Raw genomic sequence first — 25,022 nt, forward strand, 5'->3', positions numbered from 1 at the left:
GCCGTTGATAAGGGTGAGAATGATGACGACGCAACTCAGGTCTGCCGCGCTAACTTTCCAGATGCTGATGCAACGCGTCGCGTTCTTGCTGTTCACCGCCCTTGGTGTAGGACTTGCAGGCTATACCGCCCTTGCGGCGATGGGTGTCGTTCCTTGGCTGGCGATGCCGCTTCAGTTCGGCGACACGCTGGTGGCCGACGGTGGAGCATGGCTTCAGGTCGGCGTGACCCTGCTTGCCTTCGGTCTGATCTTCTTCCTTCCAACCAACGCCCGGGTGATGGCGCTCGAAACCTCGCACCGCCGGTTCCACATGAACATGCGCGACGTGGCCCGCGCCTACTCCGCGAGCCACAGAGCGGATCGCGAAGGTGTCTTCACCCTGCCCTCCGAATTCGACAGCGTCCGCGAGCGCATCGCATGGCTGCGCGATCATCCCGATCTTGGCGATCTTGAACCCTCCGTTCTCGAGGTTGCGGCGCAGATGAGCCACGTGTCCCGCGATCTGGCGCAGACCTATTCCGACCGCAATGTTGCCCGCGCCCGTGATTTCCTGACCGCCCGGCAGGCCGAGATCGACGAACTGAACGAGCGCCTTGTCGAAGCCAAGCAGATCGCCAACGAGATCCGCCAGTGGAACAACCGCGTCGAGCTCGAGGAAGACGTGGCCGAGGCCCAGATGGTACGCCTGTGCGAGGAACTCGAAGAAATCCTTCCTGAGATCCTTCCCGAATCCGAACACCGCGAAGCGCCTCTGGTCCTTGCCCAGACTGACCGCACCTCGGAGCGTGCCTCCGGGTGGACCGGTGGTCCGGCGGTGGCCCAGGCGGCAGCCCCCCGCCCCGATGACCGGGTCGTGCCGCTTGGTACGCGGCAAGCCGCCGAGTAACCGTCTGCCCCCGGTGCGACACGGCGATCACGATGTGTCTTGCACCCCAATGAACGACCCCACAGGTGCATGCCGCGGCTTGCACCTGTCTTCATTGCGGGGCAATTAGGCGCATGGCACGTGCATCCTCCAATTTCGTCTGTCAGTCCTGCGGGGCAGCAACCTCCAAGTGGTCCGGTCGCTGCGAATCCTGCGGCGAATGGAATTCCATCGTTGAGGAAGAGCCGCTGTCCACCGGCCCTGCCGGCAAGGTGCTTGGCAACGTGCGCGGCCGTTCGGCCAAGCTGGTGGACCTGTCGCACCCCGAGGACCCGCCCCCCCGCACCGCCTGCGCAATAAGCGAGCTGGACCGCGTGCTTGGTGGCGGGCTTGTGCCAGGCTCGGCCATTTTGGTGGGTGGCGATCCGGGGATCGGCAAATCGACCCTGCTGCTGCAGGCGGCTGCGGCCTTTGCCAAGTCGGGGCTGTCGGTGATCTATGCCAGCGGCGAAGAGGCCAGCGCGCAGGTGCGCATGCGGGCGCGGCGTCTCGGGCTTGAACAGGCCCCCGTCCGTCTTGCGGCCGAAACCAACCTGCGCGACATCCTTACCACGTTGGAAAAGGAAAAGCCGCAGCTGGTGATCGTGGATTCGATCCAGACCATGTGGTCGGACAACGTGACCAGCGCGCCCGGGTCGGTGGCGCAGGTGCGTGCGGCCGCGCATGAACTCACGAGCTTTGCGAAAAGCCGCAACACCAGCGTCATCATGGTGGGCCACGTCACCAAGGACGGCCAGATCGCCGGTCCCCGGGTTGTCGAGCACATGGTCGACACGGTGCTTTATTTCGAGGGCGAGCGCGGCCATCAGTTCCGCATTCTTCGCAGCGTCAAGAACCGCTTCGGCCCCGCTGATGAGATCGGCGTCTTCGAGATGACCGGCGCGGGCCTTTCGGAGGTCGGCAACCCGTCGGCGCTGTTCTTGTCGGAACGCGGCACCCCGGCGCCGGGATCGGTGGTGTTCTCAGGCATCGAGGGCACGCGGCCCGTGCTCGTAGAATTGCAGGCGCTGGTTGCCCCCACCCCACATTCGCAGCCCCGGCGCAGCGTGGTGGGTTGGGACGGCAGCCGCCTTGCGATGATCCTCGCGGTGCTCGAGGCCCGTTGCGGCATCCCCTTCGCGGGGCTTGATGTCTATCTCAACGTGGCCGGCGGCATGAAGATCAGCGAACCGGCGGCGGATCTTGCGGTGGCGGCTGCGCTGCTTTCCGCGCGGGAAGATGTGGCATTGCCACCCGAGACGGTGGTTTTCGGAGAAATCAGCCTGTCGGGGGCGCTTCGCCCGGTGGCGCAGTCCGAAAACCGGTTGAAAGAAGCGCAAAAACTTGGTTTCTCCACGGCGATACTGCCGCGCGGCGGCAAGGCTAAGGCCAAGGGTATGACATTGACCGAAATGCCGGATCTCGCCACCGTGGTGGGAGAGGTGTTCGGCGCAGGCTGAGCCCGGACGGGCACGGCGCAAGGCCAGTTAGAACGGCGACAAGGAACGGGAACGTATGGAAGGTTTCACTGTATTCGATGGCATCGTCGCCGTCGTCATCGTGCTATCGGCACTGCTGGCATATTCGCGGGGCATCGTCCGCGAGACGCTCGCCATCCTTGGCTGGGTGGTTGCGGCGATCCTCGCGTATATGTTCGCGCCGCAGGTACAGCCGCTGGTGCAGGAGATCCCGGTCGTCGGTGAATTCCTGCAGGACAGCTGCGAGCTCTCGCTGATTGCCGGTTTCGCTGTGGTGCTGGCACTGGCGCTGGTGGTGGTGTCGCTGTTCACCCCAGTGTTCTCAGGGCTGGTACAACGGTCTGCGCTTGGCGGTCTTGATCAGGGGCTCGGGTTCCTCTTTGGCGTGGCGCGGGGCATCCTGCTCGTCGCGATCGGCTTTTTCGTCTACGACACCGTCATCACCGCGATGGACGTGCCGATGATCGATAACTCGCGCTCGGCCCTTGTGTTCTCGCAGTTCACCGGCCGCATCGAGGAGCAGAACCCCGAGGCCGCGCTTGGCTGGATCACCCTTCAGTACGAGCAGCTTGTTTCGGCCTGTGCCGCTCCGACGCCCAGCGACGCCTGAGCCAAACCAAACCGAAGTCATGAAACGCGCGCCTTCCGGGGCGCGCGTTTTTCATTGCGGCATTGATTGCGGTGATGAGCCCGTCTGCACGGTTGGTCTGATCGCACCGTATCCCGCCCGGTTCGGGGATAGTCCGGGCAAAACCGGGATCCGGAAAACGCGGCCCTTACTGTCACGCCTCAGTCGGCGGCAGACCATTCCGGCAGCGGGAAAATCCGGTCGTAGGCCCAGTTGAAAACCAGACCGAACACCATGTAGAACCCCGCAACCGCCAGATCCAACACCAGCGCCTGCAACAGCGTCATTCCGAGGTACCAGGCGACGAAGGGCAGCAGCAGTGCCAGCAGCCCCAGCTCGAAGCTCACCGCGTGCAGGATGCGGAGTGCGCCGGTCTTCTGCGTGGTGCCGCGCAGGCGTTTCATCGCAAGATCGAAGATGTGGTTGAAGACCATGTTCCACAGCATCGCGACGGTGGCACCGACGATGCCCACCACGCCGACGTCCCCTGCGGGCAGATGAAACAGAAGCGATCCCAGCGGGATCATCAGCAGCAGCGCGATGATCTCGAAGCTGATGGCGTGGCGGATACGGTCGGGAAAGGAACGCATGGGCGACCTCCGAATAGGTGCCGGGTCGTCCCGGCAATTGTCCGAAAATGGGGAGGTCGTCCTCGCGCGGGCAACATGGCTGTCGCCCGCGCGGAAATCAAGGGCTCAGAGCAGTACGGACCGGATTGCCAGTGCCACGAGGGTCACGGTTCCGAGCCCGGCGAGGTACAAAAGCACAAACCAGCCGATGCGGCGCATCAGTGATACCCCTCGTCCGGGTCCAGCTTGCCCCGGAACACCCAGTAGGCATAGGCGGTGTAGGCTAGGATGATCGGAACCAGAACCACAGCCCCCACGAACATGAACATCTGACTGCTTTCCGGCGCTGCCGCGTCCTGCAGCGTGATCGTCGGCGGGATCACCCACGGCCACATGGACAGACCCAACCCCACGAAGCACAGCGCGAAAAGCGCCAGCGCGATCATCATCGGCAACCAGTCCGGCCCCCGCGCGTGGGTCAGCGCCCAGGCCAGCCAGAGCGTCAGCGCCCCCACCAGCACCGGCACGATGGCAACCTCTAGGATTCCCGGCCAGCTCAGCCAGCGCTCGAAATAGGCGGTCTCGAGGAATGGCGTTGCGGCGGACACCGCCACGATGCCGATCACCGTGAGCACCCCCGCGATGCGGGCCATGTTGCGCGCCCGTTCCTGGATCTTGCCTTCGACCTTGATGTTGAGCCAGCAGGCCCCCAGCAGCGCGTAGCCCGCGACGACCGCGGCACCGCACAGCAGCGTGAAGGGCGTCAGCCAATCCCACCAGCCGCCCGCGTAGGCGCGCCCTTCCACCTCGATGCCCTGCAGAAGCGCGCCAAGCGTCATGCCCTGCGCCATGGCGGCGACGGTGGATCCTCCGATGAAGGCCGCGTCCCAGATCCAGCGGGTGATGGGCCGCCGCGCCTTCCAGCGGAACTCGAACGCAACGCCGCGGAAGATCAGGCCCAGAAGCATGGCGATGATCAGCGGGTAGGTCGCCGGCAGGATCACCGCGTAGGCCAGCGGGAAGGCGGCAAAAAGGCCCCCGCCGCCCAGCACCAGCCATGTCTCGTTGCCGTCCCAGACCGGGGCGACGGTATTCATCATCAGGTCCCGGTCGCGCTTTTCCGGGAAGAACGGGTAAAGGATGCCGAGCCCGAGGTCGAACCCGTCGAGGACCACGTAGACGAAGACGGCAAAGGCCAGCAGAAGCGCCCATGCGGTTGTGAGGTCGATCATCATGCGCGGGTCCCCCCGGTGGCGTCGGTGGTAATCTCGGTGGCCTTGGGATCACGGTTGCTCATCTGTTGCTGCGGCGTGATGCCCGCCGACCGCGTCGGCCCCGGCTCGGCGTTCGGGCCGCGTTCCTTGGGTGTTGGCGGGGTCAGCATATGGCGCAGGATATAGACGACGCCTGCCCCGAAGACCGCAAAGTAGATCACGATGAAGGCCACGAGCGACCAGCCCACCGCGCCTGCACCCAAAGGAGACACCGCGTCGGCGGTCAACAACTCTCCGTAGACAACGTAAGGCTGGCGGCCAACCTCGGTGGTGATCCAGCCGGCGATCACGGCAACAAGGCCTGACGGCCCCATGGCCACCATCAGTCGCCACAGCATCGGCGTGGCGCCAAGGTTCCCGCGCCAGCGTGCCCACAGCCCCCAGAGCCCGGCCAGCACCATCAGCATCCCGAGCCCCACCATGACACGGAAGGACCAGAACACCACAGCCACGGGCGGCTCCAACTCATCCGGCACCACGTCGAGCCCCGCAAGCGCCCCGTTCCAGCCCTTGCCGAAGATGACCGAGCTCAGATGCGGGATCTCGAGCGCATAGCGCACTTCCCCCGCCTCTTGGTCCGGCAGCCCGAACAGGATCAACGGCGCGCCGTCCTCGTGACTTTCGAAATGGCCCTCCATGGCAGAGATCTTGGCAGGCTGGTATTCCAGCGTGTTGAGCCCGTGTTCATGGCCCAGCATGACCTGCAGGGGCGCGGTGACGGCGATCATCCACATGGCCATGGAGAACATGCGCACCACACCGGGATTGTGCGACCGGCCCTTGAGAAGGTGCCATGCTCCGACACCGCCGACGATGAAGGCCGTGGTGAGGTAAGCGGCGGTCAGGGTGTGCGCGAGACGGTACGGGAAGGACGGGGTGAAGACGATGGCCCACCAATCCTCGGGGATGAACTGGCCCACCTCGTTCACGCCAAAGCCCTGCGGCGTCTGCATCCAGCTGTTCACGGACAGGATCCATGTGGCACTGATGGCGGTGCCGACGGCGACCATGGCGGTGGCGAACATGTGCAGCCCCGGCCCCACCTTTCGCCGCCCGAACAGCATGATGCCAAGGAAGCCTGCCTCAAGGAAGAAGGCGGTCAGCACCTCGTAGGCCATGAGCGGGCCCACCACCGGTCCTGCCTTGTCGGAAAAGCCGGACCAGTTGGTGCCGAACTGGTAAGACATGACGATCCCCGACACCACGCCCATGGCAAAGCTGATGGCGAAGATCTTGAGCCAGTAGTTGAAGACGTTGAGGTAGGTTTCGTCCTTCGTCCACAGCCACATGGCGTTCAGCACGGCAAGGTAGCTTGCCAGCCCGATGCTGATCGACGGGAATATGAAGTGGAAGGACACGGTGAACCCGAACTGTATCCGGGCCAGCATCAAGGCATCGAGCCCGAGGAAGCTGTCCATAACATGTCTCCTGCCTGTGACTTTATATGCGAGTTAGGGCATCCCACGCCCCCGGCCAGTTGCACAATGTGGTCAGCTGTCGCGCGAGACGGGATGCCGCAGGGCAAAGTTTCCCTGAAATGTCACGTTTTCGCGCAATGCTCCCGAATCCGGGGAGATTTGTCATCGTCCCGTGACACGGGCGCAACATGCCTTTATGTGGGGCGCATAACTCCCCAATACCGGATACGGAGCTGCCCTTGTCCGATCGCCAGATGCCCCCCGCCCACCCTTTCGATTTTGACGCAATCGACGGGGACAAACTGCATGAAGAATGCGGAGTCTTCGGCTGTATCGGTGTCACCGATGCCGCCAACTTCGTTGCCTTGGGCCTTCATGCCCTGCAACACCGTGGACAGGAGGCAGGCGGCATCGTCTCCTATGCCCCCGACCATGGCTTCAACTCTGCCCGCCGCTTTGGCTACGTCCGCGACAACTTCACCAAGCAGTCGCTGATGGAAACCCTGCCCGGCGCGCTGGCCATCGGCCACGTGCGCTATTCCACCGCCGGATCGAAGGGCGCCGCCATCCGCGACGTCCAGCCGTTCTTCGGCGAGTTCTCCATGGGCGGTGCGGCGATTGCCCACAACGGCAATATCACCAACGCAGAGGCCCTGCGCCGCGAGTTGATCGAGCGCGGCTCGATCTTCCAAAGCTCGTCGGACAGCGAATGCATCATCCACCTGATGGCCCGTTCGCTTCAGCGTGACATCCCCTCCCGCATGGAAGACGCGCTGCGCCGCGTCGAAGGCGCGTTCTCGGTGGTCGCCATGACCCGCACCAAGCTGATCGGCGTGCGCGACGCGCTCGGCGTGCGCCCGCTGGTGCTGGGCAAGCTCGGCGATGGCTGGTGCCTGAGCTCGGAAACCTGCGCTCTCGACATCATCGGCGCCGAATTCGTCCGCGAGATCGAGCCGGGCGAGATGGTGGTCATCACCGAACAGGGGGTCGAAAGCACCAAGCCTTTCCGTGCCAAGCGCTCACGCTTCTGCATCTTCGAGCACGTGTATTTCTCGCGCCCCGACTCGATCATCGGCGGCCAGTCTGTCTACGAAACGCGTCGGCAGATCGGTGTGGAGCTTGCCCGCGAGGCAGCTGTCGACGCGGATCTCGTTTGCCCGGTGCCCGACAGCGGCACCCCGGCGGCCATCGGCTACGCGCATGAAAGCGGCATTCCCTACGGCATGGGGATCATCCGCAACCAGTACATGGGCCGGACCTTCATCGAGCCGACCGAACAGATCCGCAACATGGGTGTGCGCCTCAAGCTCAACGTCAACCGCGCGCTCATCAGGGGCAAGCGGGTCGTGCTGGTGGACGACTCGGTGGTACGCGGGACCACGTCGCGCAAGATCAAGGAGATGATCCTCGATGCCGGCGCGGCCGAGGTGCACTTCCGCATCGCCTCCCCGCCCACCGCCTGGCCGTGCTTCTACGGTGTCGACACGCCCCAGCGCGAAAAGCTGCTGGCGGCGACCATGTCCGAAGAAGAGATGCGCGATCACCTCGGCGTGGATTCGCTGAAGTTCATCTCACTCGATGGCCTCTACCGCGCAGCGGGAGAGGACGGCGGACGCAACAACGCTCACCCGCAATACTGCGACGCCTGCTTCTCGGGGGAATATCCCGTGGAACCGGCGGACATGATCGAGAAAGGCTTCAAGCTGAAGGCCGCCGAATAAGGCCTCCGCCCATCGCTTCGAACGGCTCCCTTCGGGGAGCCGTTTTCGTTTCCGCACCGTATCCGGCACGAAGCCCGCGGGAGACCAATGCAAGCCCGCGGACAGGGCCGCACGTTTCTCGTTGGCAACTGTCTGCCGGTCTCCCGGCGCCTTCCTGCCCGCAGGACGCCAATCACCACGCCGTGACCTGCCGCCCCCTTATGGCGTGAGCTCGATGCCGGTATCTGTCTCGGACACGCTGTTGCAACGTTGGAGACGCAGGCTATGGCACAGGAACTCACCCCCTCGAACGTCGCGAAAACCGCGACCCGCTCTGCTGACATTCCCCGCCGAGGCATCGTGCTGCTCGGAATTTACGGATCCGAAGAGGCCCCATCAGTACTCTTCCGCACCCCCGGCGGAAAGACCGGCAGCGCCCGCATTGGCGAACGCATCGCCGGGCTGCGGATCGTGGCGGTGGACGATGGGCGCGTCGCGCTGGCCAACGGCAAAACCGCTCACTGGGTGAGCGTTCCCGGCAACGATTGACAACGGCGTGCAACCGGGCGACATCGATGCCATGACACAGACGCCCGAGCCTCAGATCGCCATCGTTACCGGAGCCTCCCGTGGGCTTGGCTTTGCCCTCGCCGAAGCACTGGCCCCCCGTTTTCACGTTGTTGCGGTGGGCCGCACCACCGGCGGGCTTGAAGATCTCGACGACCGCATCAAGGCACGCGGCGGCAGCGCCACGCTGGCGCCCATGGACATCACTAAGGCCGATGCCATGGCCCAGCTCTGCCGCTCTATCCATGATCGCTGGGGCGGCGCCGCGCTCTGGGTGCATACGGCCGTCCACGCCGCCCCCCTCGCGCCTGCCAGCCACATGGCACCCAAGGATTTCGACAAGTCTGTCAGCACCAACGTGAGCGCCATGGGCCACCTCGTGCCCTACATGGCAGCCCTTCTGGGGACCGAAGGCCAAGCCCTGTTCTTCGACGATCCCCACGCTGGCGAGCGGTTCTACGGCCATTATGGCAGCACCAAGGCGGCGCAGATCGCCCTCGCCCGCTCCTGGGCTGCCGAGACGGTAAAGACCGGTCCGGACGTAAAGGTCCTCACCCCGCGCCCGATGAACACCACCACCCGGATGCGCTTCCATCCCGGCGAGGACAAGGATGCACTCGCCACCCCCTACGCCGAAGCCGCACGCCTGCTGGCCGAAGCCGGGCTGGACTGACACGCGCATCGCCTGACTGCCATGCAGGAGCCTCCGGCGGGGATATTTGAAGTCAAAGGAAACATCGGGGTCCGCTCGGGCCAATGCGTTTTTCCTTTGACCAGAAATATCCCGGGGGAGAGCGCGCAGCGGCGCGCGAGGGGGCAGCGCCCCCGGTTTGCAACGGTCCGAACCTGTTTTGCCACGGTGGCATGGGCCACGCGCTTGCCCCTCGCGTCCAGTTTCCGTATTCAGTCGCAAAGACAGGGGTTTTCATGCGTATTCTCATCACCAACGACGACGGCATCAACGCTCCGGGCCTTGCGGTGCTCGAGGCCATCGCCACCGAGATCGCCGGCCCCGAGGGTGAAGTCTGGACCGTAGCCCCCGCCTTCGAGCAATCGGGCGTTGGCCACTGCATCAGCTACTCGCGCCCCATGATGGTTTCCGAACTGGCACCGCGCCGCTGGGCCGCCGAGGGCAGCCCCGCCGACTGCGTCCTTGCGGGGATCCACGACGTCCTGGCCGACACCCCCCCCGACCTCGTGCTGTCCGGCGTCAACCGCGGCAACAACGCCGCCGAGAACGTGCTTTATTCCGGCACCATTGGCGGTGCGCTCGAGGCGTCGCTGCAGGGGCTTCCGGCCATCGCTCTGTCTCAGTACCTGGGGCCGCAGACCAGCGACCTCGAGAACCCGTTCGAGGCGGCGGCGACCTATGGTGCTGCGGTGATCCGCGACATCCTCGAGAAAGCGCCGCAGGACGATGCGGAATACCGCCTGTTCTGGAATGTGAATTTCCCGCCTGTGCCGGCCTCGGACGTGCGCGGCGTTTGCCTCGCGCCGCAGGGCAAGCGCCGCGGCACCTCGTTCGCCACCAAACCGCAGATGTCCCCTGCCGGGCGCAAGTTCCTGTGGGTCCAAGGTGGCGACCAGCGGGCCGAGGCGACGCCCGGCTCGGATGCGGCGCTCAACCTCGAGGGTCATATCTCGGTGACGCCCATGCGGGCGGATTTCACCGCCCATGACATGCTCCCCGCCCTCAAGGACGCCTGGCCATGAGCTTTGACGCCGAGGCCAAGATGCAGTTCCTCTTTGCCCTTCGCTCGCAGGGGATCACTGACCAGCGCGTGCTGCACGCGATGGAGAAGATCGACCGTGGCGCCTTCGTCAAAAGCTACTTCCCCGAGCGCGCCTACGAGGACATGCCCCTGCCGATCCCCTGCGGGCAGACCATCTCGCAGCCCTCGGTCGTTGGCCTCATGACCCAGGCGCTGGAGCTCACGGGCCGCGAGAAGGTTCTCGAGATCGGCACCGGCTCCGGCTACCAGGCAGCGATCCTGAGCCAGCTGGCACGGCGGGTCTACACCGTGGATCGGCACCGCCGCCTCGTGGCCGAAGCGCGCGAGGTGTTTCAGAGCCTCGATCTTGCCAACATCACCGCCTTTACCGCCGACGGCAGCTTCGGGCTGCCCGACCAGGCCCCGTTCGACCGCATCCTCGTGACCGCCGCCGCCGAAGACCCACCCGGGCCGCTCTTGGCCCAGCTGAGGATCGGGGGTATCATGGTGGTTCCCGTGGGCCAGTCGGACGCGGTGCAGCGCTTGATCCGCGTGACCCGCACCGACCAGGGCTTCGACTACGACGAGCTGCGCCCCGTGCGCTTTGTGCCGCTGGTGGAGGGCTTGGCCAAGGACGGCTAGACCCACACCTGCTTTTGCCATGCCGTGACGTCCCGGACACAAGGGGCGCATCAGAGGACATCGAGATGACCCGTTCCAACCGTCAGCCCCCTGCCCCTGGATCCGTCGTGCCGCTGCGTTTCATGACGCCGCTTGCGCTCGTGGCGGCGCTCGGCGCCTGCTCCGAGCCGCTCGATTACGACATGCGCGGCCGCATGGGCGGCGCGGTCGACACCAGCGATGCAGCCCTCTCCGCAACGGCCGGTCGCCCACGCCCCGATGATCGCGGCATCATCTCCTACCCGAACTATCAGGTGGTCGTGGCACGGCGGAACGACACGGTCGCCTCGGTCGCGGGCCGCATCGGCGTGCCTGCCGGCGAGTTGGCGCGCTACAACGGCATGCAGTCAAACACCAGCCTGCGCGACGGCGAAATCCTCGCGCTGCCGGGCCGGGTCTCCGAGCCGTCGCCTGCCACGGGCGCCACCGCCACCGGTCCAATCCGCCCTGCTGCCGAAGTGGACATCACCACGCTAGCGGGTAACGCCATCAACAATGCACCGGCGACCCCTGCGCGCGCCGCGCCCGCCGCCAATGATGGCAGCGGGGTGGAACCGATCCGACACAAGGTCACCCGCGGCGAGACCGCCTACACCATCGCGCGGCTCTACAATGTGACACCCTCGTCGTTGGCGGAATGGAACGCGCTTGGCTCGGACCTGAGCCTGCGTGAAGGCCAGTACCTGCTGATCCCCGTGGGCAGCCCGGCCCCTTCGGCTTCGGCCTCCACCGCCCCGGCAGCGGCAAGTGCCGCACCAGCCGTCGCCTCCGAAACACAAAGCAGCTCGTCCTCCTCCGGCATTCCCGAGCCCTCTGACACGCCTTCGGCCACCGCCGCCGACATCGAGCGCCCCGGCCCGGTGAGCGAGCCTGCTCCGAAGCCTGCGCCCGCACCGACACCAGCGCCGAAGCCTGCCCCCGAGCCGCAAAGCCCACCGGCACAAGCGTCGGGTGGCGGCAGCATGTCCATGCCGGTGAACGGCAGCATCATCCGCGAATATTCCAAGGGCAGCAACGACGGTATCGACATTTCGGCCACGGCAGGCACACCGGTAAAAGCGGCGGCCTCCGGTACCGTCGCGGCGGTGACCACCAACACCGAGAACGTGAAGATCCTTGTGATCCGCCACCCGGACGACGTGCTGTCGATCTACACCCATATCGACAACCTCAGCGTCTCTAAGGGCGATGCAGTCAGCCGGGGCCAGAACATCGGCCAAGTCCGCGCGGGTGATCCCGCCTTCCTGCACTTCGAGGTCCGCAAGGGCTTCGACAGCGTGAACCCGATGACCTACCTGAACTGACGGTTCCGCCTGACCGGATCGGTCATGGACCACACGACGCAGCGCCCATCGGGCGCCGCGTTTTCGTTTGTCAGATCGGAGGTTTCTATGCCGCACCGTTTCCGCGCTGGATAATCCAGAAGCAAGCTGTCCCGGTGACCGGCACAGCAAAAAGGCAGGGGCCCAGCGGCGCCCTGCCTTTTTCGATCCACAGTTCAGTCCGGATCAGCCCAGCGAAACGCCTTCGCGGCCCGCAAGGTCGGTGAAATACTGCCACGCCACCCGTCCTGACCGCGCACCTCGGGTGGCCTGCCATTCGATGGCCTCGGCCTTGAGCCGCTCGGGCGCGATGCTGACGCCGTAGGCGGCGCAGTAGCCGTCGATCATCTCGAGGTACTCGTCCTGCGAACAGGGGTGGAAACCCAGCCAAAGGCCGAAGCGGTCAGACAGGGATACCTTTTCCTCGGTCGCCTCGCTGGGGTTGATTGCGCTCGAGCGTTCGTTCTCGATCATGTCCCGCGGCATCAGGTGGCGGCGGTTTGAAGTGGCGTAAAACAGGACGTTCTCGGGGCGGCCTTCGATGCCGCCGTCCAGCACTGCCTTGAGGCTCTTGTAATGCTGGTCATCGTGCGAAAACGACAGGTCGTCGCAGAACAGCACGAAGCGTTTGTCCGAGGCGCGCAGAAGGTTCAGCAGGCGCGCCACGCTGGGCAGATCCTCGCGCTGAAGCTCCACCAGCTTGAGATCATGGCCCTTAGCGCGCACGGCGGCACAGACCGCCTTGACCACGCTTGACTTGCCCATGCCCCTTGCGCCCCAGAGCAGCGCGTTGTTCGCGGCCATGCCGGCGGCAAAGCGGGCCGTGTTGTCCAGCAGCGTGTCGCGGCTGCGGTCGATGCCCACCAGCAGGGACAGGTCCACCCGGTTCACCTGCGGCACCGGCTCCAGCCGGTCTGGCTCCGTGTGCCAGACCAACGCTTCGGCAATGTCGAAATCCGGCGCGGCAAGAGGCGCCGGAGCAATACGCTCCAGCGCCGCCGCGATCCGCTCAAGAGCGTCTTCGGTCACTTGCGGTCTTCCTTGTCGTCATCCGCCTCGGCGATGTCGGCGGCTTCCTCGTCGTCCTCGAACCACAGGCCTTGGGCCCGGAGCTCTTTCTCGCGCTTACGTTCCACCATGCGAACCAGAACGATCGAGATCTCATAGAGGCCATAGACCACCGCGAAGAGGATGATCTGGGTGGTTACGTCCGGCGGGGTCACCACGGCGGCAAGGCCGAGGATCGCCACAACGGCGTATTTGCGAACCGAGCCAAGACCTTCGGCAGACACCAGCCCAGCCTTGCCCATGAGGGTCAGCAGCACCGGCAGCTGGAAGCACAGCCCAAAAGCCATGATGAACTTCAGCGTGATGTCGAGGCTTTCGTTCACCTTGCCGAAGAAGGTGATGCGGATGCCCTCGTCCGCTGCGGGGGCAGCGGCAGGCGCGACCTCACCGGCGGGAATGCCGGCAACACCGTCACTCACCCGTTCGGCGGCGGTGCTGATGAGCCCGTTCATCACCGACGGCAGGTCGGCAAAGCCGAGGAAGAAGGCCATGGCCAGCGGCGTCACCACGAAATGCGCAAAGCTGGCGCCCAGCAGGAACATCAGCGGCGAGGCCACCAGGAACGGCAGGAAGGCGCCTTTCTCGGACTTGTAGAGCCCCGGCGCAACAAAGCGCCACAGCTGGTGTCCGATCACCGGGAAGGCCAGCGCGAAGCCGAACACCATGGAAATGCGAAACAGCGTGAACAGGTATTCCTGCGGGCTGGTGTACTGCATCACCGGGTCCGGGTCCCCGAGCTGCATCAGCGTGTCCTTGATCGGCTCCAGCAAAAACTGCAGGATCGGCTCGGCCACGGTGAAGGCCAGCACGATGCCGATGATGAAGGCCACCACCGACCGGATCAGCCGGGTGCGCAGCTCGGCCAGGTGTTCGATCAACGGGGCCGAGCTGTCTTCGATCTCGTCACGGTCTGCGTGGCTCATGCCTCGTCTTCTTTCTTGAGGGCTGCCTCGAGCTCGGCCGCCTTGGCCGCCGATTCCTCGGCCCGCTTGGCGGCACGATCCGCTTCACGCTTCTGGCGTTCGGCAGCGGCCCGCGCGGTGCTCGCCTCGATCTTGCGCTTCTGGGCCTCGCGCTCGGGGTCGGGCGTGGCTGCGGGCGCGGGATCAGGCTTGGCGTCTGCCTTGGGCTCGGGGGCGCCGGGGTCTTCTTTCAGCCCTTGGGTCTTCGAGGGCGGATTGATGTCGGTCATCGACTTGGCCGCATCGCGCACCCCGTCCATGGCCGAGCCGATCGGGTTGGTTGCGGTCTTGAAGGTCTTGGCCACGTCCCGCACGCCGGATTCATCGGCAGCGTCGTTCATGGCGCGGGTGAATTCGCGCGCCATGCCGCGCGCCTTGCCGACGAAGCGGCCGACGTTGCGGAACAGCATCGGCAGATCCTTCGGCCCCACGACGATAAGCGCCACGACGCCGATGACCATCAGTTCAGACCATCCGAGGTCGAACATGCCGGCTTACACCTTGTCTTTCTCTTCCTCGGGCGTCACGTCGCGTGCGCCGTCGGCCTTTTCGTTCTCGAGCTCGTTGCTGCCGTCGCTCACGCCCTTCTTGAAGGCGGTGATGCCCTTGCCGACCTCACCCATGAGGTTCGAGATCTTGCCGCGACCGAACAGAACCAGCACCACGACGGCGATCAGAAGAAGGCCGGGAAGGCCGATGTTGTTGAGCATGTCTTTGTCTCCTGTGTCAGGCCCCCGTCCCGGCGGCCTGCGTAAACCTGTTCACGATCTCTACGGCGCGCGCGAAAAGGCCGAAAGATGGATTCGCATCGGCAAGGCCCCGGAGATGGCAAATCTTGGGGAAGTGATTGACATCATCCTGTCAGGAGCGCAGATCGTCAGCATGATTGATCACCCCGAAACCCGGCAAGACCGCCTTGCGCTGCTGATGCAGCGGCTGAGGGATGGCGCGCTGCACCGGGCCGAGGACATGGCGGCGGACTTCGGAGTGTCGGTGCGCACGATCTACCGCGACATGGATGCCCTTGGACGGGCGGGCATCGCCATCGAGGGCACGCGCGGCGCGGGCTACCGCGCGCAGGCGCGGCTGACCCTGCCGCCGCTGAACCTGACGGAAACCGAACTCGAGGTGCTGCACCTCGGGCTTGCTGCGGTGGGGGCCGGCGCGGGCGACATGCCAGAACTGGCCGAGGCCGCACGCAGCCTGTCCGAACGCATCGACGCCCTGCTGCCCGAGGACGGCCCCGCCTCTGCCGCCTTCGGCTTTGCCGACCCGGCGCTGGCGCAGGCGGCGCGGGGCTTTCGCCACATGCCGGCCATCCGCGCCGCGATCCGCGCCCGCCAGAAGCTGCGCCTTTGGGTCGAGGGGCTGGATAAGCCGCAGGATATTCGGCCACTGGCGCTCGATTACTGGGGGCGGGTTTGGACCTGCACCGCGTGGAACGAAACCACCGAGGCCTTCACGGAACTCCGGCTCGAGACCATCGACAGGCTCATGCCCCTGCCCGGCCTGTTCCTTGACGAGGACGGCAAGCAGCTGGTGGACTACCGCGCCCGCCGCTGACCTTCGCCCCTCTCAGGCACCCACCGCCTCGGCAGAGCCAAGCTCCTCGCGCTTGCGGTAGAGGAGCGAACGGCCTTCGGAAAACAGGTGCACCTTGGCGGGCTCTGCCGTGAGAGGCACGTCGCGCCCGCGCAGGCCCTGATGGATGCCGGGCAACTTGGCAATTACCGGGTCCGCAAGCCCCTTCTCGGGCTCGTAGTGCAGCAATGTGACCTCTCCCAGTGCCTCGGTCAGCGCAACCTTGCCGCGATAGATCGCCTCGCCTTCGGCGATGGTCAGATCCTCGGGCCGGATACCGACATTGACCTTCAGCCCCATGTCGCCGTCGCGTGTGGGGATTTCGGACACCGCAGTGCCACCACCCGCCAGCTTCACCGTTGTGCGCGGTCCGGTGCCAACCACCTCGCCCGGCAACAGGTTCATGGCCGGAGAGCCGATGAACTGGGCGACAAACTCAGAATTGGGCGTCTCGTAGAGCTCGAGCGGCGTGCCCACCTGTGCCACGCCCTTTTTGGCAAGCACCACGATGCGGGTCGCCAGGGTCATCGCCTCGACTTGGTCGTGGGTAACGTAGATCATCGTACGGTCGGGCATCTTTTCTTTGAGCTGCGCGATCTCGATCCGGGTCGCCACCCGCAGCGCCGCATCGAGGTTCGACAGCGGCTCGTCGAACAGATAGACCTTGGGATCACGCACGATGGCACGCCCGATGGCAACCCGCTGGCGCTGCCCGCCGGACAGCGCCTTGGGCAGTCGGTCGAGATAGGGCGTCAGCTGCAGCATCTTCGCCGCGCGCTGCACCGCCTCTTCGATCTCGGCCTTGGACTTCTTGGCGATCTGAAGCGCGAAGGCCATGTTGTCGCGCACGGTCATATGCGGATAAAGCGCGTAGCTCTGGAACACCATGGCGATGCCGCGCTGCGCGGGAGGAACGTCGTTGACGCGCTGCCCGTCGATATCAAGCGTGCCGTGGGTGATCTTTTCCAGCCCCGCGATCATCCGCAGCAGCGTGGATTTCCCGCAGCCCGAAGGGCCGACGAAGACGATCAACTCCCCGGCTTCGATGTCGAGGTCGATGTGTTTGAGCACCTCGACCGTGCCGCCGTAGGTCTTGCCCACATCGCTCAGTTTCAGATCGGCCATCGTCGTCCCCTCCCTTTCTCAGACCTTCAGTGCCAGCACCGGCTGCCACGGGCCGAGATGCAATTTGCCGTCCGGCGCGGGACCTGTCGAGCCAAGTTCGCTTCCGATCTGGTGCCACTTGCCCTCGGGGGCCTCGATGGTCGCCGGATCGCGGCTGATGTTGAAGGCACAGAAGATCTCCTCGCGCTCGCCGCAGCGGTGGAAACTGAGCACGGTGCCGTCACAGCTGACCTTGCTCATGGCGCCGTCTCGCAGCGCCCGGTGATTGTGCCTGAACGAGATGGCGCGCCGGTAGTGGTGCAGCATCGCCGACGGATCCTTTTCCTGCGCCTCGACCGAGCGTTTCAGGTGGTCGGGACTGACCGGAAGCCACGAGTTTTCGCTGGTGGTGAAGCCGCCGTTGTGATGGTCGTTCTGCCACACCATCGGAGTGCGCGCCCCGTCCCGCCCCTTGAAGGCCGGCCAGAAGCGTTTGCCGTAGGGATCCTGAAGATCCTCGTAGCGCAATTCCGCCTCGGGCAGCGCCAGTTCCTCGCCCTGGTAGATGCAGGCCGAGCCGCGCAGGCACATCATCATGGTCATATAAAGCCGCGCCCCCGCCTCGGGCACCCCCCAGCGGGAGATGTGGCGCACCACGTCATGGTTGGAAAACGCCCAGCAGGCCCAGCCGCCGTTGGCCTTCTCGTCGAAATCGTCCATCACCTGCTTGACGTAGGCGGCGGTGGGCGCGTGGTCCGACAGAAGCTCAAAGGCGTAGGACATGTGCAGGTGTTTGTCGCCGCGGGTGTATTCACCCAGCACCTCGAGGCCGCGCTGATCCTCGCCGATCTCGCCCACGGCGGCGGCGTTGTAGCGGTTCATCAGCTCGCGCAGCCGGGCGAGGAACGCGAGGTTCTCGGGCTGGGTCTTGTCGTAAAGGTGGTTCTGCCATGTGTAGGGGTTCACGGCAGGCGCGGTCATGGGGTTGCGGTCTTCCGGGGCAAGCGCGGGATTGTCGCGCAGCTGGGCGTCATGGGTGTAGAAGTTCACCGTATCGAGACGGAAGCCGTCCACCCCCCGGTCAAGCCAGAACTGCGCGATGCCCAGCAATGCCTCCTGAACCTGCGGCTCGTGGAAGTTGAGGTCTGGCTGTTCGGTGAGGAAGTTGTGCAGGTAATACTGGCAGCGCGTCGGCTCCCACTGCCAGGCCGACCCGCCGAAGATCGACAGCCAGTTGTTCGGCGGTGTGCCATCGGGCTTGGCGTCGGCCCAGACGTACCAGTTGGATTTCGCGTTGTCCTTGCTGGTGCGGCTTTCCTCGAACCAAGGGTGTTCGATGGACGAGTGTGAAATCACGAGATCCATCAGCACCTTGATGCCGTGCACGTGGGCGATGCGGATAACCTCGTCGAAATCCGACAGGCTGCCGAACATCGGGTCCACGTCGCAGTAATCGCTGACGTCATAGCCGAAGTCATGCATGGGAGAGCGGAAGAAGGGCGAGATCCAGACCGCGTCCACCCCGAGCGAGGCGATATGCGGCAACCGCTGCGCGATGCCCAGAAGGTCGCCGACGCCGTCGCCGTTGGTGTCCTGGTAGCTGCGCGGGTAGATCTGGTAGATCACCGCGCCGCGCCACCAGTCGGGGTTCTTGTCGAGGTGGAGGGTGTCGTTCATGTAAGCCTCATTTTACGGAGCCGGCCAGCAGACCGCGCACTAGGTATTTCTGCATCGCGAAGAACACGGCCAAGGGCACGGCGATAGACACGAAGGCCGCCGCCGCGAGGATCCCCCAGTCGCCGCCACGACTGCCCAGCAGGTCGTCCGCGATCTTGACGGTCATCACCCAGCTGGAGCTGTTGGAAGGAAGGAAAACCTTGGCCACAAGCAGATCGTTCCACGTCCACAGGAACTGGAAGATGGCAAAGCTCGCCAGCGCCGGAAAGGACAGCGGCAGCACGATCTTGGTGAAGACCTGAAAGTCCGTGGCCCCGTCGACCTTGGCGCTTTCGATGATGTCGCGCGGCAGGCCGGTCATGTAGTTGCGCAGGATGTAGATGGCGAGCGGCAGGCCGAACCCCGTATGCGCCAGCCATATGCCAAGAAAGCTCTGCCCGATGCCGATGTCGTTGTGCAGCGTCAGCATGGGCACCAGCGCCAGTTGCAGCGGCACCACCAGCAGCCCCACCACCATGGCCACAAGCCATCCCCGGCCCGGGAAATCCATCCACGCCAGTGCATAGGCGGCGAAAGCGGCGATGAGGATCGGGATCACCGTCGCCGGGATGGTCACCGTCAGCGTGTTGATGAACGCCTGGTCCATATTGTCGGAGCTGAGGATCAGCTCGTAGTTCTGAAGCCCGAAATCAGGGGGCTGCTGAGAGACAATGTAAAGCGATGGCGCGCGACGCGGCTCGCTGTCTTGTACCCATTCATAGGTACCGTCGCTTTCCATGGTGAGCGCGCGATCGATGAACCAGCCCTGAACGGCGCGTCCGTCCTCGTCAGTTTCGGGGATCTGCGGCTCGCCCCCCGTCTCCCAAGCAGTCTCGAAGTTCTCGGTGTCGATCTCGCCGCCCTCGTCGAGCACCTCCAGTTTCAGCCGGCCATAGGTCATCCCCGCTTCTGCCGCTCCGGGATCGCGCGAGGTGATGCCGAAGGCCGACACGCTCCCCGAGCCGTCCTCGCCGAAGACATTGCCCGATAGCACGTAGAGATCGCCGTCCCGGGTGGGCTCGCCCATCTCGGGGGTGACGCGGATCGCCTGTTCGACGGGAAACAGCGACATCCACCAGCCGGTTTCGGAAATCTGCTGCCGGTCGCGGAAGGAGGACACCGCAAGACCCACCGTGGGAATGAGCCAGATCAGCACCAGAAGCAGTACCGAAAGGTTGGTAACGATGGACAGCCCGCTTTTCTTGCCTGCGATATTATCCATGGATCACAGCTCCTTCCGGGCCTGGCGGATGTTCCAGATCATCACCGGGGTCACGATCAGCATGATGACGAAGGCCACCGCTGTCGCCCGCCCATCATCGCGGAACATGTAGTCCATCATGTAGCTGGGCAGGATCTCGGTGTCGAAATTGCCGCCCGTCATGGTGTAGACGATGTCGAAGACCTTGAGCGTAAGGAACGTGATCGTCGTCCAGACCACCACGATGGTCCCGGCGATCTGCGGCACCTTGATGCGGAAGAACACCTGGAACGGGTTCGCGCCGTCGACGATGGCCGCCTCGATGGTTTCCTCGGGGATGCCGCGCAGGGCGGCGCTCAGGATCACCATGGCGAAACCGGTCTGCATCCAGACCATAATGAACATGATGAAGAAGTTGTTCCAGAACGGGATCTGAAGCGGATCGACCGGCGCAAACCCCATCGAGTCGCGAATGGCGTTGATGATGCCGATGTCGGGATCGGCGGCATAGACGAATTTCCAGATCAGCGAGGCACCCACGAAGCTGATCGCCATGGGCATGAAGATCAGCGATTTCGCGATCGCCCCCCAGCGCAGGCGGTCCGTCAGCTGCGCCACCAGCAGGCCGAAGAACGTCGCCCCCGCCGGCACGAAGATCACCCAGAGAAAGTTGTTGAGCAGCGCCGTACGGAACCCGGCTTCGCCGAACATCTCGGTGTAATTGCCAAGTCCGATGAATACGTCACCCGAGCGGTTGAAGAGCGACCGCCAGAAGCTGCCGATCACCGGGTAGACCAGATAAAGCCCCAGCGCGAGGATCGCCGGAAGCAGAAAAAGCCACGGTCGCACCATGGTAGCACGCCGGATGTTGCGCCCGTGGTCGTCGCTGCGCGCCGGAAAGATCACCCGGTCCAGCACGAGGTTCGATCCGTAAAAATAGGCGATGCAGCCACCGACCCCGATGAAGATGGTCAGGATGCCCTGGATGATTGGCGACATGGTCGGCGTCTCCCCCTAATGCTCCAGCATGATCCCGCGCATCAGCCGGGCCTCGTATCAGCGCAAGGCGCGGGCCTGCGTCAGCCCGCGCCATCATGCATTACTGGATGCCGTCCCAGCGCGACTGGATCGCGGCGCCAACGTTTTCGGCGCTGTCGCCGGTGACAAAATCGACCATGCCGGTCCAGAAGGCACCGGCCCCGATCTCGGAGGGCATGAGGTCCGAGGCGTCGTAGCGGAAGGTGGTGGCATCGGCGATGATCTCGCCCATGGCCCGCTGCGCATCGGAGGCATAGACATCAAGGTTAACGCCCGCATGAGCGGTCAGGAACCCGTCCTGCGCCATCCACAATTCATGCGCGATGGGCAGTTTGAGAAACTCAAGCATGGCGCTTGCACCGTCCGACGGGTTGGTGATCGAAAACAGCGTGCCCGCGCCAAGCACGGGCTTGCCAAGGTCACGGTCTTCGTAGGCGGGAAGGTAGAAGAAATCCGCATCCTGACCGAGTTCGACGTTATCGGGGAAAAAGGCGGGGATGAAGCTGGCCTGCCGGTGCATGTAGCATTCGGGTGGCACCGAGAAGAGGCCGTTGGGGCTGTCGCGGAAGTCGGTGGTAGCGGCCACCTGCGCCCCGCCCTGCACGTAATCGTCGTTCTTCACGAACCAGCCGAATTCCTCCATCGCCTCGACCACGGCTGGGTCATCGAAGGGGATCTCGTTGGTCACCCACTGGTCATAGACCGACGGGTCCTGCGTGCGCAGCATCAGGTCCTCGACCCAGTCGGTGGCGGGCCAGCCCGTCGCCGCGCCGGACCCGAGGCCGATGCACCACGGCGTGCCGCCATCGTCGACGATCTGCTGGGTCAACTCCTTGAGCTCTTCCATGCTCTCGGGGATCTCGTAGCCCATCTCGTCGAAGGCGATGGGCGAATACCAGACCAGAGACTTGAGGTCGACGCGATAGAACTGGCCGTAAAGATGTTCCTCGCCATCTTCGCCTTCATACGTCGCCAGATCCACCCAGCTGTCCCCGGCCGAGTAGTTTTCGGCCACCCAGTCGGCGGTTTCCTCGGGCAGCGGCGTCAGCAGGCCCTGGCTGGCCATGTCGGCGGCAAGGCCCGGCTGCGGGAAGACCGCGAGGTTGGGCGCGGTGCCCGCGCGGGCGGCAATCACGATGTCCTGTTCGAAACTGTCCGAGCCGGAGTAGTTCACGTCAGCGCCAGTGGCTTCCTCGAAGTAGCGGAACATCACGTCCACCTTGTCCTTCTCAAGGCCGGTCCAGGGGCCGGTGATCTCGATGGTCTCGCCCGAGAGGTCGTATTCATCGGCGAAGGCCTCGAAGCCGTCCCAGTGCATATCGCCCGAGCCGATCTCGAACGGCATGTCCTGCGCTTGCGCCCCGGCGGCCAGCGCGATGAGCGCGCCGCCGCAGAGCAGCCGGTTGCGGATGGTGCTGGTGATCGTGGTGGTCATCGTGACGTCTCCCTCCCGTCTATCGCGGATCTGGGTCCGCATCTTGCAGCCTTGAGAAGATTCTCCCAAAGCGCTTTGGCTTTTCGGCACGGTCTCGCGACAATGGAAGTCTGTCAACCGCAACGTGCCGGTATTTCATTCTGTTCTATCGCGGTGGCGGGTCATTTCAAGGCAGTCTGAAAAGATCTTCCCAACCGGTTTGGTTTGCGGTTACCCTCCCCGGCACCCGAAGCGCTTTGAAAGATCTGCCACCCGTGAACCTCAAGATGCTCGCAGCGCACCTGGGCCTGTCCCAGACCACCGTCAGCCGGGCGCTGAACGGCTACCCCGAGGTGTCCGAGGCCACCCGGCAGCGGGTGTGCGATGCGGCGCAGGCGCTGAACTACCGGCCCAATGCCCGGGCCAAGGGGCTGGCCACGGGCCGCGCCATGGCGGTGGGACATGTCATCCCGGTGTCCACCCAGCACGAGATGGTCAACCCGGTCTTCGGCGATTTCATCGCGGGGGCGTCGCAGGCCTACCTTGCCGCGGGCTACGACATGACCCTGTCGATGACCGGCGACGAGGACGAGGCTGACAATTATCGCCGCCTCAAGGCCAAGGGCGACGTGGACGGGCTGATCGTGCATGGCCCTCGCATCAACGACGGGCGCATCCCCTTCCTTCAGGGGCTTGGCCTGCCCTTCGTGGTGCATGGACGCGCCTCGGGGATCGCCAGCGATTACAGCTGGGTCGACATGAACAACGTCTCGGCCTTTCGCCGCGCCACATCCTTCCTGATCGACCTCGGGCATCGTCGCATCGCGCTCATCAACGGGCTCGAGACCATGGATTTCGCCCACCGCCGGCGCATCGGCTTCGAGGAGGCGCTGGCGGACCGCGGTCTCGTGCCGGCCCCTGCTCTGATGCACAGCGGCGAGATGACCGAAAGCTATGGCTACACCGCCATGTGCCACCTGCTGGCACTGGACGATGCGCCCACGGCGGTGCTGTCGTCATCGTCGATCATCGCAATCGGCATCCGCCGCGCGCTGCACGAAGCGGGGCTGACCCTCGGGCGCGACGTGTCGGTGATTACCCATGACGACGATCTGACCTACCTGTCCAACGGGCGCGACGTGCCGATCTTTACCGCCGTGCGGTCCTCGGTCCGCGAGGCCGGCCGGATCGCCGCCGAGATGCTGCTGCGTCATATCGCGGCCCCGCAAACCGCGCCGGAGAGCCACCTGCTCGAGGCGCAGCTTATCATCGGTGGGTCCACCGGCCCCGCGCCATGAAACCCGCCCATCCCCTGAAACCGAAACGCTGACAGGACCGACCTTCATGCAATTGTCGCGCAAGGACTTTCCAGACGACTTCATCTTTGGAACCGCCACCTCGAGCTACCAGATCGAAGGCCACGGCTTCGGCGGCGCGGGGCGTACCCACTGGGATGATTTCGCGGACACCCCCGGCAACGTGGTGCGCGCCGAAAACGGCGCCACCGCCTGCGATCACTACCACCGTTACGAGGAAGACCTCGACCTCGTGAAGGCCGCCGGGTTCGACGCCTACCGCTTTTCCATCAGCTGGGCGCGGGTGCTTCCCGAGGGGCGTGGGACGGTGAACGCGGAAGGTCTCGATTTCTACGACCGCCTGACCGACGCGATGCTGGAACGGGGCCTGAAACCCTTTGCCACGCTCTACCACTGGGAATTGCCGTCCGCCTTGGCGGACATGGGCGGCTGGCGCAACCGGGACATCGCCGCGTGGTTCGGCGATTACACCGAGACCGTGATGCGCAGGCTTGGCGACCGCATGGAAACCGTCGCCCCGATCAACGAGCCGTGGTGTGTGGCATGGCTGAGCCATTTCCTTGGCGGTCAGGCCCCGGGGCTGCGCGACATACGGGCTGCGAGCCGCGCGATGCACCATGTTCTGCTGGCCCATGGCCGCGCCACCGAAGTCATGCGCGGGCTCGGGATGTCGGGGCTTGGCTGCGTCTTCAACCTTGAATGGGCGGAGCCTGCGGAGGACACCCCCGAGGCGCAGCTGGCCGCCGCGCGCTACGATGGCCTCTACAACCGCTGGTTCATGGGCGGAGCGTTCAAGGGCGAATACCCCGACATCGTGCTTGAAGGGCTGGAGCCCCACCTGCCGAAGGGCTGGCAGGACGACATGGGCCTCATCTCTCAGCCGCTCGACTGGTGCGGGATCAACTACTACACCCGCTCGAACATGGCGCCCGCGGACACGCCCTGGCCGGCCCACAAGCCCGTTCCCGGCATCCTGCCCAAGACTTTCATGGACTGGGAGATCTACCCCGAGGGCCTCTACCGCTTCCTCACCCGCACTGCCGAGGAATACACCGGTGATCTGCCGATCTATGTCACGGAAAACGGGATGGCCGCGCTTGATGAGCCCGGCCCGGACGGGGCCATAGAGGACGACCACCGCATCGCCTATTTCGACGCGCATCTCGCGCAGGTGAACCGCGCCATCGCGGGCGGCGTCCCGGTCAAAGGCTATTTCGCGTGGTCGCTACTGGACAATTACGAATGGAGCTTCGGCTATGACAAGCGCTTCGGCCTTGTCCATGTGGATCTCGAGACGCTTGCGCGGACGCCCAAAGCCTCCTACCACGCCATGACGAGAGCGCTAACAAAACACGCGGAGGTGTGACGC

24 protein-coding genes are annotated in these 25,022 nt (G+C 64.8%); 12 read left to right on the forward strand and 12 right to left on the reverse strand.

Annotated elements, in window-relative coordinates; translation table 11 throughout:
* The first annotated feature begins 22 nt into the window (after nt 1-22).
* The 3 genes from IEX41_RS01605 (at nt 23) to IEX41_RS01615 (ending at nt 2,992) form a co-directional block, all read left to right on the forward strand.
* Complete coding sequence (locus IEX41_RS01605) at nt 23-886, forward strand: DNA repair protein (RefSeq protein ID WP_188788164.1); 864 nt, start codon at nt 23-25, stop codon at nt 884-886.
* Between the two features lie 113 nt (nt 887-999).
* Nucleotides 1,000-2,364 (forward strand): DNA repair protein RadA, encoded by a 1,365-nt coding sequence (gene radA / locus IEX41_RS01610; protein WP_188788166.1) that lies wholly within the window; start codon nt 1,000-1,002, stop codon nt 2,362-2,364.
* Between the two features lie 55 nt (nt 2,365-2,419).
* On the forward strand, nt 2,420-2,992 hold the full coding sequence (locus IEX41_RS01615) for a CvpA family protein (RefSeq protein ID WP_188788169.1): 573 nt from the start codon (nt 2,420-2,422) through the stop codon (nt 2,990-2,992).
* A 179-nt stretch (nt 2,993-3,171) separates the two neighbouring features.
* On the opposite strand, the gene IEX41_RS01620 is transcribed toward IEX41_RS01615, so the two are convergent.
* From IEX41_RS01620 to IEX41_RS01630, 3 genes are all read right to left on the reverse strand, one after another.
* Nucleotides 3,172-3,600 carry a PACE efflux transporter gene (locus tag IEX41_RS01620; RefSeq protein WP_188788171.1) on the reverse strand — a complete coding sequence of 143 codons (429 nt, stop codon included), beginning with the start codon at nt 3,598-3,600 and terminating at the stop codon, nt 3,172-3,174.
* A gap of 197 nt (nt 3,601-3,797) precedes the next feature.
* Nucleotides 3,798-4,814: a cytochrome d ubiquinol oxidase subunit II gene (cydB, locus tag IEX41_RS01625; RefSeq protein ID WP_188788173.1), complete on the reverse strand. Its 1,017-nt coding sequence runs from the start codon at nt 4,812-4,814 to the stop codon at nt 3,798-3,800.
* Nucleotides 4,811-6,271, reverse strand: a complete 1,461-nt coding sequence (locus IEX41_RS01630) for a cytochrome ubiquinol oxidase subunit I (protein WP_188788175.1) — start codon at nt 6,269-6,271, stop codon at nt 4,811-4,813. The genes cydB and IEX41_RS01630 overlap by 4 nt, the downstream gene beginning before the upstream one ends.
* Before the next feature lie 254 nt (nt 6,272-6,525).
* Here IEX41_RS01630 and purF point away from each other — a divergent pair, with 254 nt between their 5' ends.
* The 6 genes from purF to IEX41_RS01660 all read left to right on the forward strand — a co-directional run bounded on the left by purF (nt 6,526) and on the right by IEX41_RS01660 (nt 12,235).
* On the forward strand, nt 6,526-7,992 hold the full coding sequence (gene purF, locus IEX41_RS01635; protein ID WP_188789213.1) for an amidophosphoribosyltransferase: 1,467 nt from the start codon (nt 6,526-6,528) through the stop codon (nt 7,990-7,992).
* Nucleotides 7,993-8,256: 264 nt separating this feature from the next.
* A complete protein-coding gene (locus IEX41_RS01640; protein ID WP_188788177.1) occupies nt 8,257-8,520 on the forward strand; it encodes an amidophosphoribosyltransferase in 264 nt (87 codons plus the stop codon).
* Nucleotides 8,521-8,551: 31 nt separating this feature from the next.
* Nucleotides 8,552-9,211, forward strand: coding sequence for an SDR family NAD(P)-dependent oxidoreductase (locus IEX41_RS01645; RefSeq protein ID WP_188788179.1), 660 nt, complete (start codon nt 8,552-8,554; stop codon nt 9,209-9,211).
* A 254-nt stretch (nt 9,212-9,465) separates the two neighbouring features.
* Nucleotides 9,466-10,251 (forward strand): 5'/3'-nucleotidase SurE, encoded by a 786-nt coding sequence (gene surE, locus IEX41_RS01650; RefSeq protein ID WP_188788181.1) that lies wholly within the window; start codon nt 9,466-9,468, stop codon nt 10,249-10,251.
* Nucleotides 10,248-10,892: a protein-L-isoaspartate(D-aspartate) O-methyltransferase gene (locus tag IEX41_RS01655; protein ID WP_188788183.1), complete on the forward strand. Its 645-nt coding sequence runs from the start codon at nt 10,248-10,250 to the stop codon at nt 10,890-10,892. Before surE ends, IEX41_RS01655 begins: the two co-directional genes overlap by 4 nt.
* 65 nt (nt 10,893-10,957) lie before the next feature.
* Complete coding sequence (locus IEX41_RS01660) at nt 10,958-12,235, forward strand: M23 family metallopeptidase (RefSeq protein ID WP_188788185.1); 1,278 nt, start codon at nt 10,958-10,960, stop codon at nt 12,233-12,235.
* 204 nt (nt 12,236-12,439) lie between these two features.
* On the opposite strand, the gene IEX41_RS01665 is transcribed toward IEX41_RS01660, so the two are convergent.
* From IEX41_RS01665 to tatA, 4 genes are read right to left on the reverse strand one after another with little or no spacing between them, the layout of a single operon-like run.
* The gene (locus IEX41_RS01665; protein WP_188788187.1) at nt 12,440-13,282 is read right to left on the reverse strand and encodes an ATP-binding protein; all 843 of its coding nucleotides are present in this window, start codon (nt 13,280-13,282) and stop codon (nt 12,440-12,442) included.
* Nucleotides 13,279-14,244 carry a twin-arginine translocase subunit TatC gene (tatC, locus tag IEX41_RS01670; protein WP_188788190.1) on the reverse strand — a complete coding sequence of 322 codons (966 nt, stop codon included), beginning with the start codon at nt 14,242-14,244 and terminating at the stop codon, nt 13,279-13,281. Before tatC ends, IEX41_RS01665 begins: the two co-directional genes overlap by 4 nt.
* Nucleotides 14,241-14,771: a Sec-independent protein translocase protein TatB gene (gene tatB / locus IEX41_RS01675; protein ID WP_188788192.1), complete on the reverse strand. Its 531-nt coding sequence runs from the start codon at nt 14,769-14,771 to the stop codon at nt 14,241-14,243. The genes tatC and tatB overlap by 4 nt, the downstream gene beginning before the upstream one ends.
* A 6-nt stretch (nt 14,772-14,777) precedes the next feature.
* Complete coding sequence (gene tatA / locus IEX41_RS01680) at nt 14,778-14,993, reverse strand: twin-arginine translocase TatA/TatE family subunit (protein ID WP_188788194.1); 216 nt, start codon at nt 14,991-14,993, stop codon at nt 14,778-14,780.
* A gap of 172 nt (nt 14,994-15,165) precedes the next feature.
* Between tatA and IEX41_RS01685 the strand changes: the two genes are divergently transcribed.
* Nucleotides 15,166-15,846 (forward strand): helix-turn-helix transcriptional regulator, encoded by a 681-nt coding sequence (locus IEX41_RS01685; protein ID WP_188789214.1) that lies wholly within the window; start codon nt 15,166-15,168, stop codon nt 15,844-15,846.
* A gap of 12 nt (nt 15,847-15,858) precedes the next feature.
* Here the strand turns inward: IEX41_RS01685 and IEX41_RS01690 are convergent, their stop codons facing one another.
* The 5 genes from IEX41_RS01690 to IEX41_RS01710 form a co-directional block, all read right to left on the reverse strand.
* On the reverse strand, nt 15,859-16,989 hold the full coding sequence (locus IEX41_RS01690; protein WP_188788196.1) for an ABC transporter ATP-binding protein: 1,131 nt from the start codon (nt 16,987-16,989) through the stop codon (nt 15,859-15,861).
* 18 nt (nt 16,990-17,007) lie between these two features.
* Complete coding sequence (locus IEX41_RS01695) at nt 17,008-18,645, reverse strand: alpha-amylase family glycosyl hydrolase (protein ID WP_188788198.1); 1,638 nt, start codon at nt 18,643-18,645, stop codon at nt 17,008-17,010.
* A gap of 7 nt (nt 18,646-18,652) precedes the next feature.
* Nucleotides 18,653-19,906, reverse strand: coding sequence for a carbohydrate ABC transporter permease (locus IEX41_RS01700; RefSeq protein ID WP_188788200.1), 1,254 nt, complete (start codon nt 19,904-19,906; stop codon nt 18,653-18,655).
* Between the two features lie 3 nt (nt 19,907-19,909).
* Nucleotides 19,910-20,884: a carbohydrate ABC transporter permease gene (locus IEX41_RS01705; RefSeq protein WP_188788202.1), complete on the reverse strand. Its 975-nt coding sequence runs from the start codon at nt 20,882-20,884 to the stop codon at nt 19,910-19,912.
* Nucleotides 20,885-20,984: 100 nt separating this feature from the next.
* The gene (locus IEX41_RS01710; protein WP_188788204.1) at nt 20,985-22,358 is read right to left on the reverse strand and encodes an ABC transporter substrate-binding protein; all 1,374 of its coding nucleotides are present in this window, start codon (nt 22,356-22,358) and stop codon (nt 20,985-20,987) included.
* 254 nt (nt 22,359-22,612) lie between these two features.
* Between IEX41_RS01710 and IEX41_RS01715 the strand changes: the two genes are divergently transcribed.
* On the forward strand, nt 22,613-23,635 hold the full coding sequence (locus tag IEX41_RS01715) for a LacI family DNA-binding transcriptional regulator (protein WP_188788206.1): 1,023 nt from the start codon (nt 22,613-22,615) through the stop codon (nt 23,633-23,635).
* A gap of 46 nt (nt 23,636-23,681) precedes the next feature.
* On the forward strand, nt 23,682-25,019 hold the full coding sequence (locus IEX41_RS01720; RefSeq protein WP_188788208.1) for a GH1 family beta-glucosidase: 1,338 nt from the start codon (nt 23,682-23,684) through the stop codon (nt 25,017-25,019).
* Nucleotides 25,020-25,022 lie beyond the last annotated feature (3 nt).

This window comes from Salipiger pallidus (assembly GCF_014643635.1).
Classification (GTDB): Bacteria; Pseudomonadota; Alphaproteobacteria; order Rhodobacterales; family Rhodobacteraceae; genus Salipiger; species Salipiger pallidus.

Coding starts and splice junctions, on each gene's coding strand:
- IEX41_RS01605 (WP_188788164.1), top strand. CDS start 23: ATGACGACGCAACTCAGGTCTGCCGCGCTAACTTTCCAGATGCTGATG.
- radA (WP_188788166.1), top strand. CDS start 1,000: ATGGCACGTGCATCCTCCAATTTCGTCTGTCAGTCCTGCGGGGCAGCA.
- IEX41_RS01615 (WP_188788169.1), top strand. CDS start 2,420: ATGGAAGGTTTCACTGTATTCGATGGCATCGTCGCCGTCGTCATCGTG.
- IEX41_RS01620 (WP_188788171.1), bottom strand. CDS start 3,600: ATGCGTTCCTTTCCCGACCGTATCCGCCACGCCATCAGCTTCGAGATC.
- cydB (WP_188788173.1), bottom strand. CDS start 4,814: ATGATGATCGACCTCACAACCGCATGGGCGCTTCTGCTGGCCTTTGCC.
- IEX41_RS01630 (WP_188788175.1), bottom strand. CDS start 6,271: ATGGACAGCTTCCTCGGGCTCGATGCCTTGATGCTGGCCCGGATACAG.
- purF (WP_188789213.1), top strand. CDS start 6,526: ATGCCCCCCGCCCACCCTTTCGATTTTGACGCAATCGACGGGGACAAA.
- IEX41_RS01640 (WP_188788177.1), top strand. CDS start 8,257: ATGGCACAGGAACTCACCCCCTCGAACGTCGCGAAAACCGCGACCCGC.
- IEX41_RS01645 (WP_188788179.1), top strand. CDS start 8,552: ATGACACAGACGCCCGAGCCTCAGATCGCCATCGTTACCGGAGCCTCC.
- surE (WP_188788181.1), top strand. CDS start 9,466: ATGCGTATTCTCATCACCAACGACGACGGCATCAACGCTCCGGGCCTT.
- IEX41_RS01655 (WP_188788183.1), top strand. CDS start 10,248: ATGAGCTTTGACGCCGAGGCCAAGATGCAGTTCCTCTTTGCCCTTCGC.
- IEX41_RS01660 (WP_188788185.1), top strand. CDS start 10,958: ATGACCCGTTCCAACCGTCAGCCCCCTGCCCCTGGATCCGTCGTGCCG.
- tatC (WP_188788190.1), bottom strand. CDS start 14,244: ATGAGCCACGCAGACCGTGACGAGATCGAAGACAGCTCGGCCCCGTTG.
- tatB (WP_188788192.1), bottom strand. CDS start 14,771: ATGTTCGACCTCGGATGGTCTGAACTGATGGTCATCGGCGTCGTGGCG.
- tatA (WP_188788194.1), bottom strand. CDS start 14,993: ATGCTCAACAACATCGGCCTTCCCGGCCTTCTTCTGATCGCCGTCGTG.
- IEX41_RS01685 (WP_188789214.1), top strand. CDS start 15,166: ATGATTGATCACCCCGAAACCCGGCAAGACCGCCTTGCGCTGCTGATG.
- IEX41_RS01690 (WP_188788196.1), bottom strand. CDS start 16,989: ATGGCCGATCTGAAACTGAGCGATGTGGGCAAGACCTACGGCGGCACG.
- IEX41_RS01695 (WP_188788198.1), bottom strand. CDS start 18,645: ATGAACGACACCCTCCACCTCGACAAGAACCCCGACTGGTGGCGCGGC.
- IEX41_RS01700 (WP_188788200.1), bottom strand. CDS start 19,906: ATGGATAATATCGCAGGCAAGAAAAGCGGGCTGTCCATCGTTACCAAC.
- IEX41_RS01705 (WP_188788202.1), bottom strand. CDS start 20,884: ATGTCGCCAATCATCCAGGGCATCCTGACCATCTTCATCGGGGTCGGT.
- IEX41_RS01710 (WP_188788204.1), bottom strand. CDS start 22,358: ATGACCACCACGATCACCAGCACCATCCGCAACCGGCTGCTCTGCGGC.
- IEX41_RS01720 (WP_188788208.1), top strand. CDS start 23,682: ATGCAATTGTCGCGCAAGGACTTTCCAGACGACTTCATCTTTGGAACC.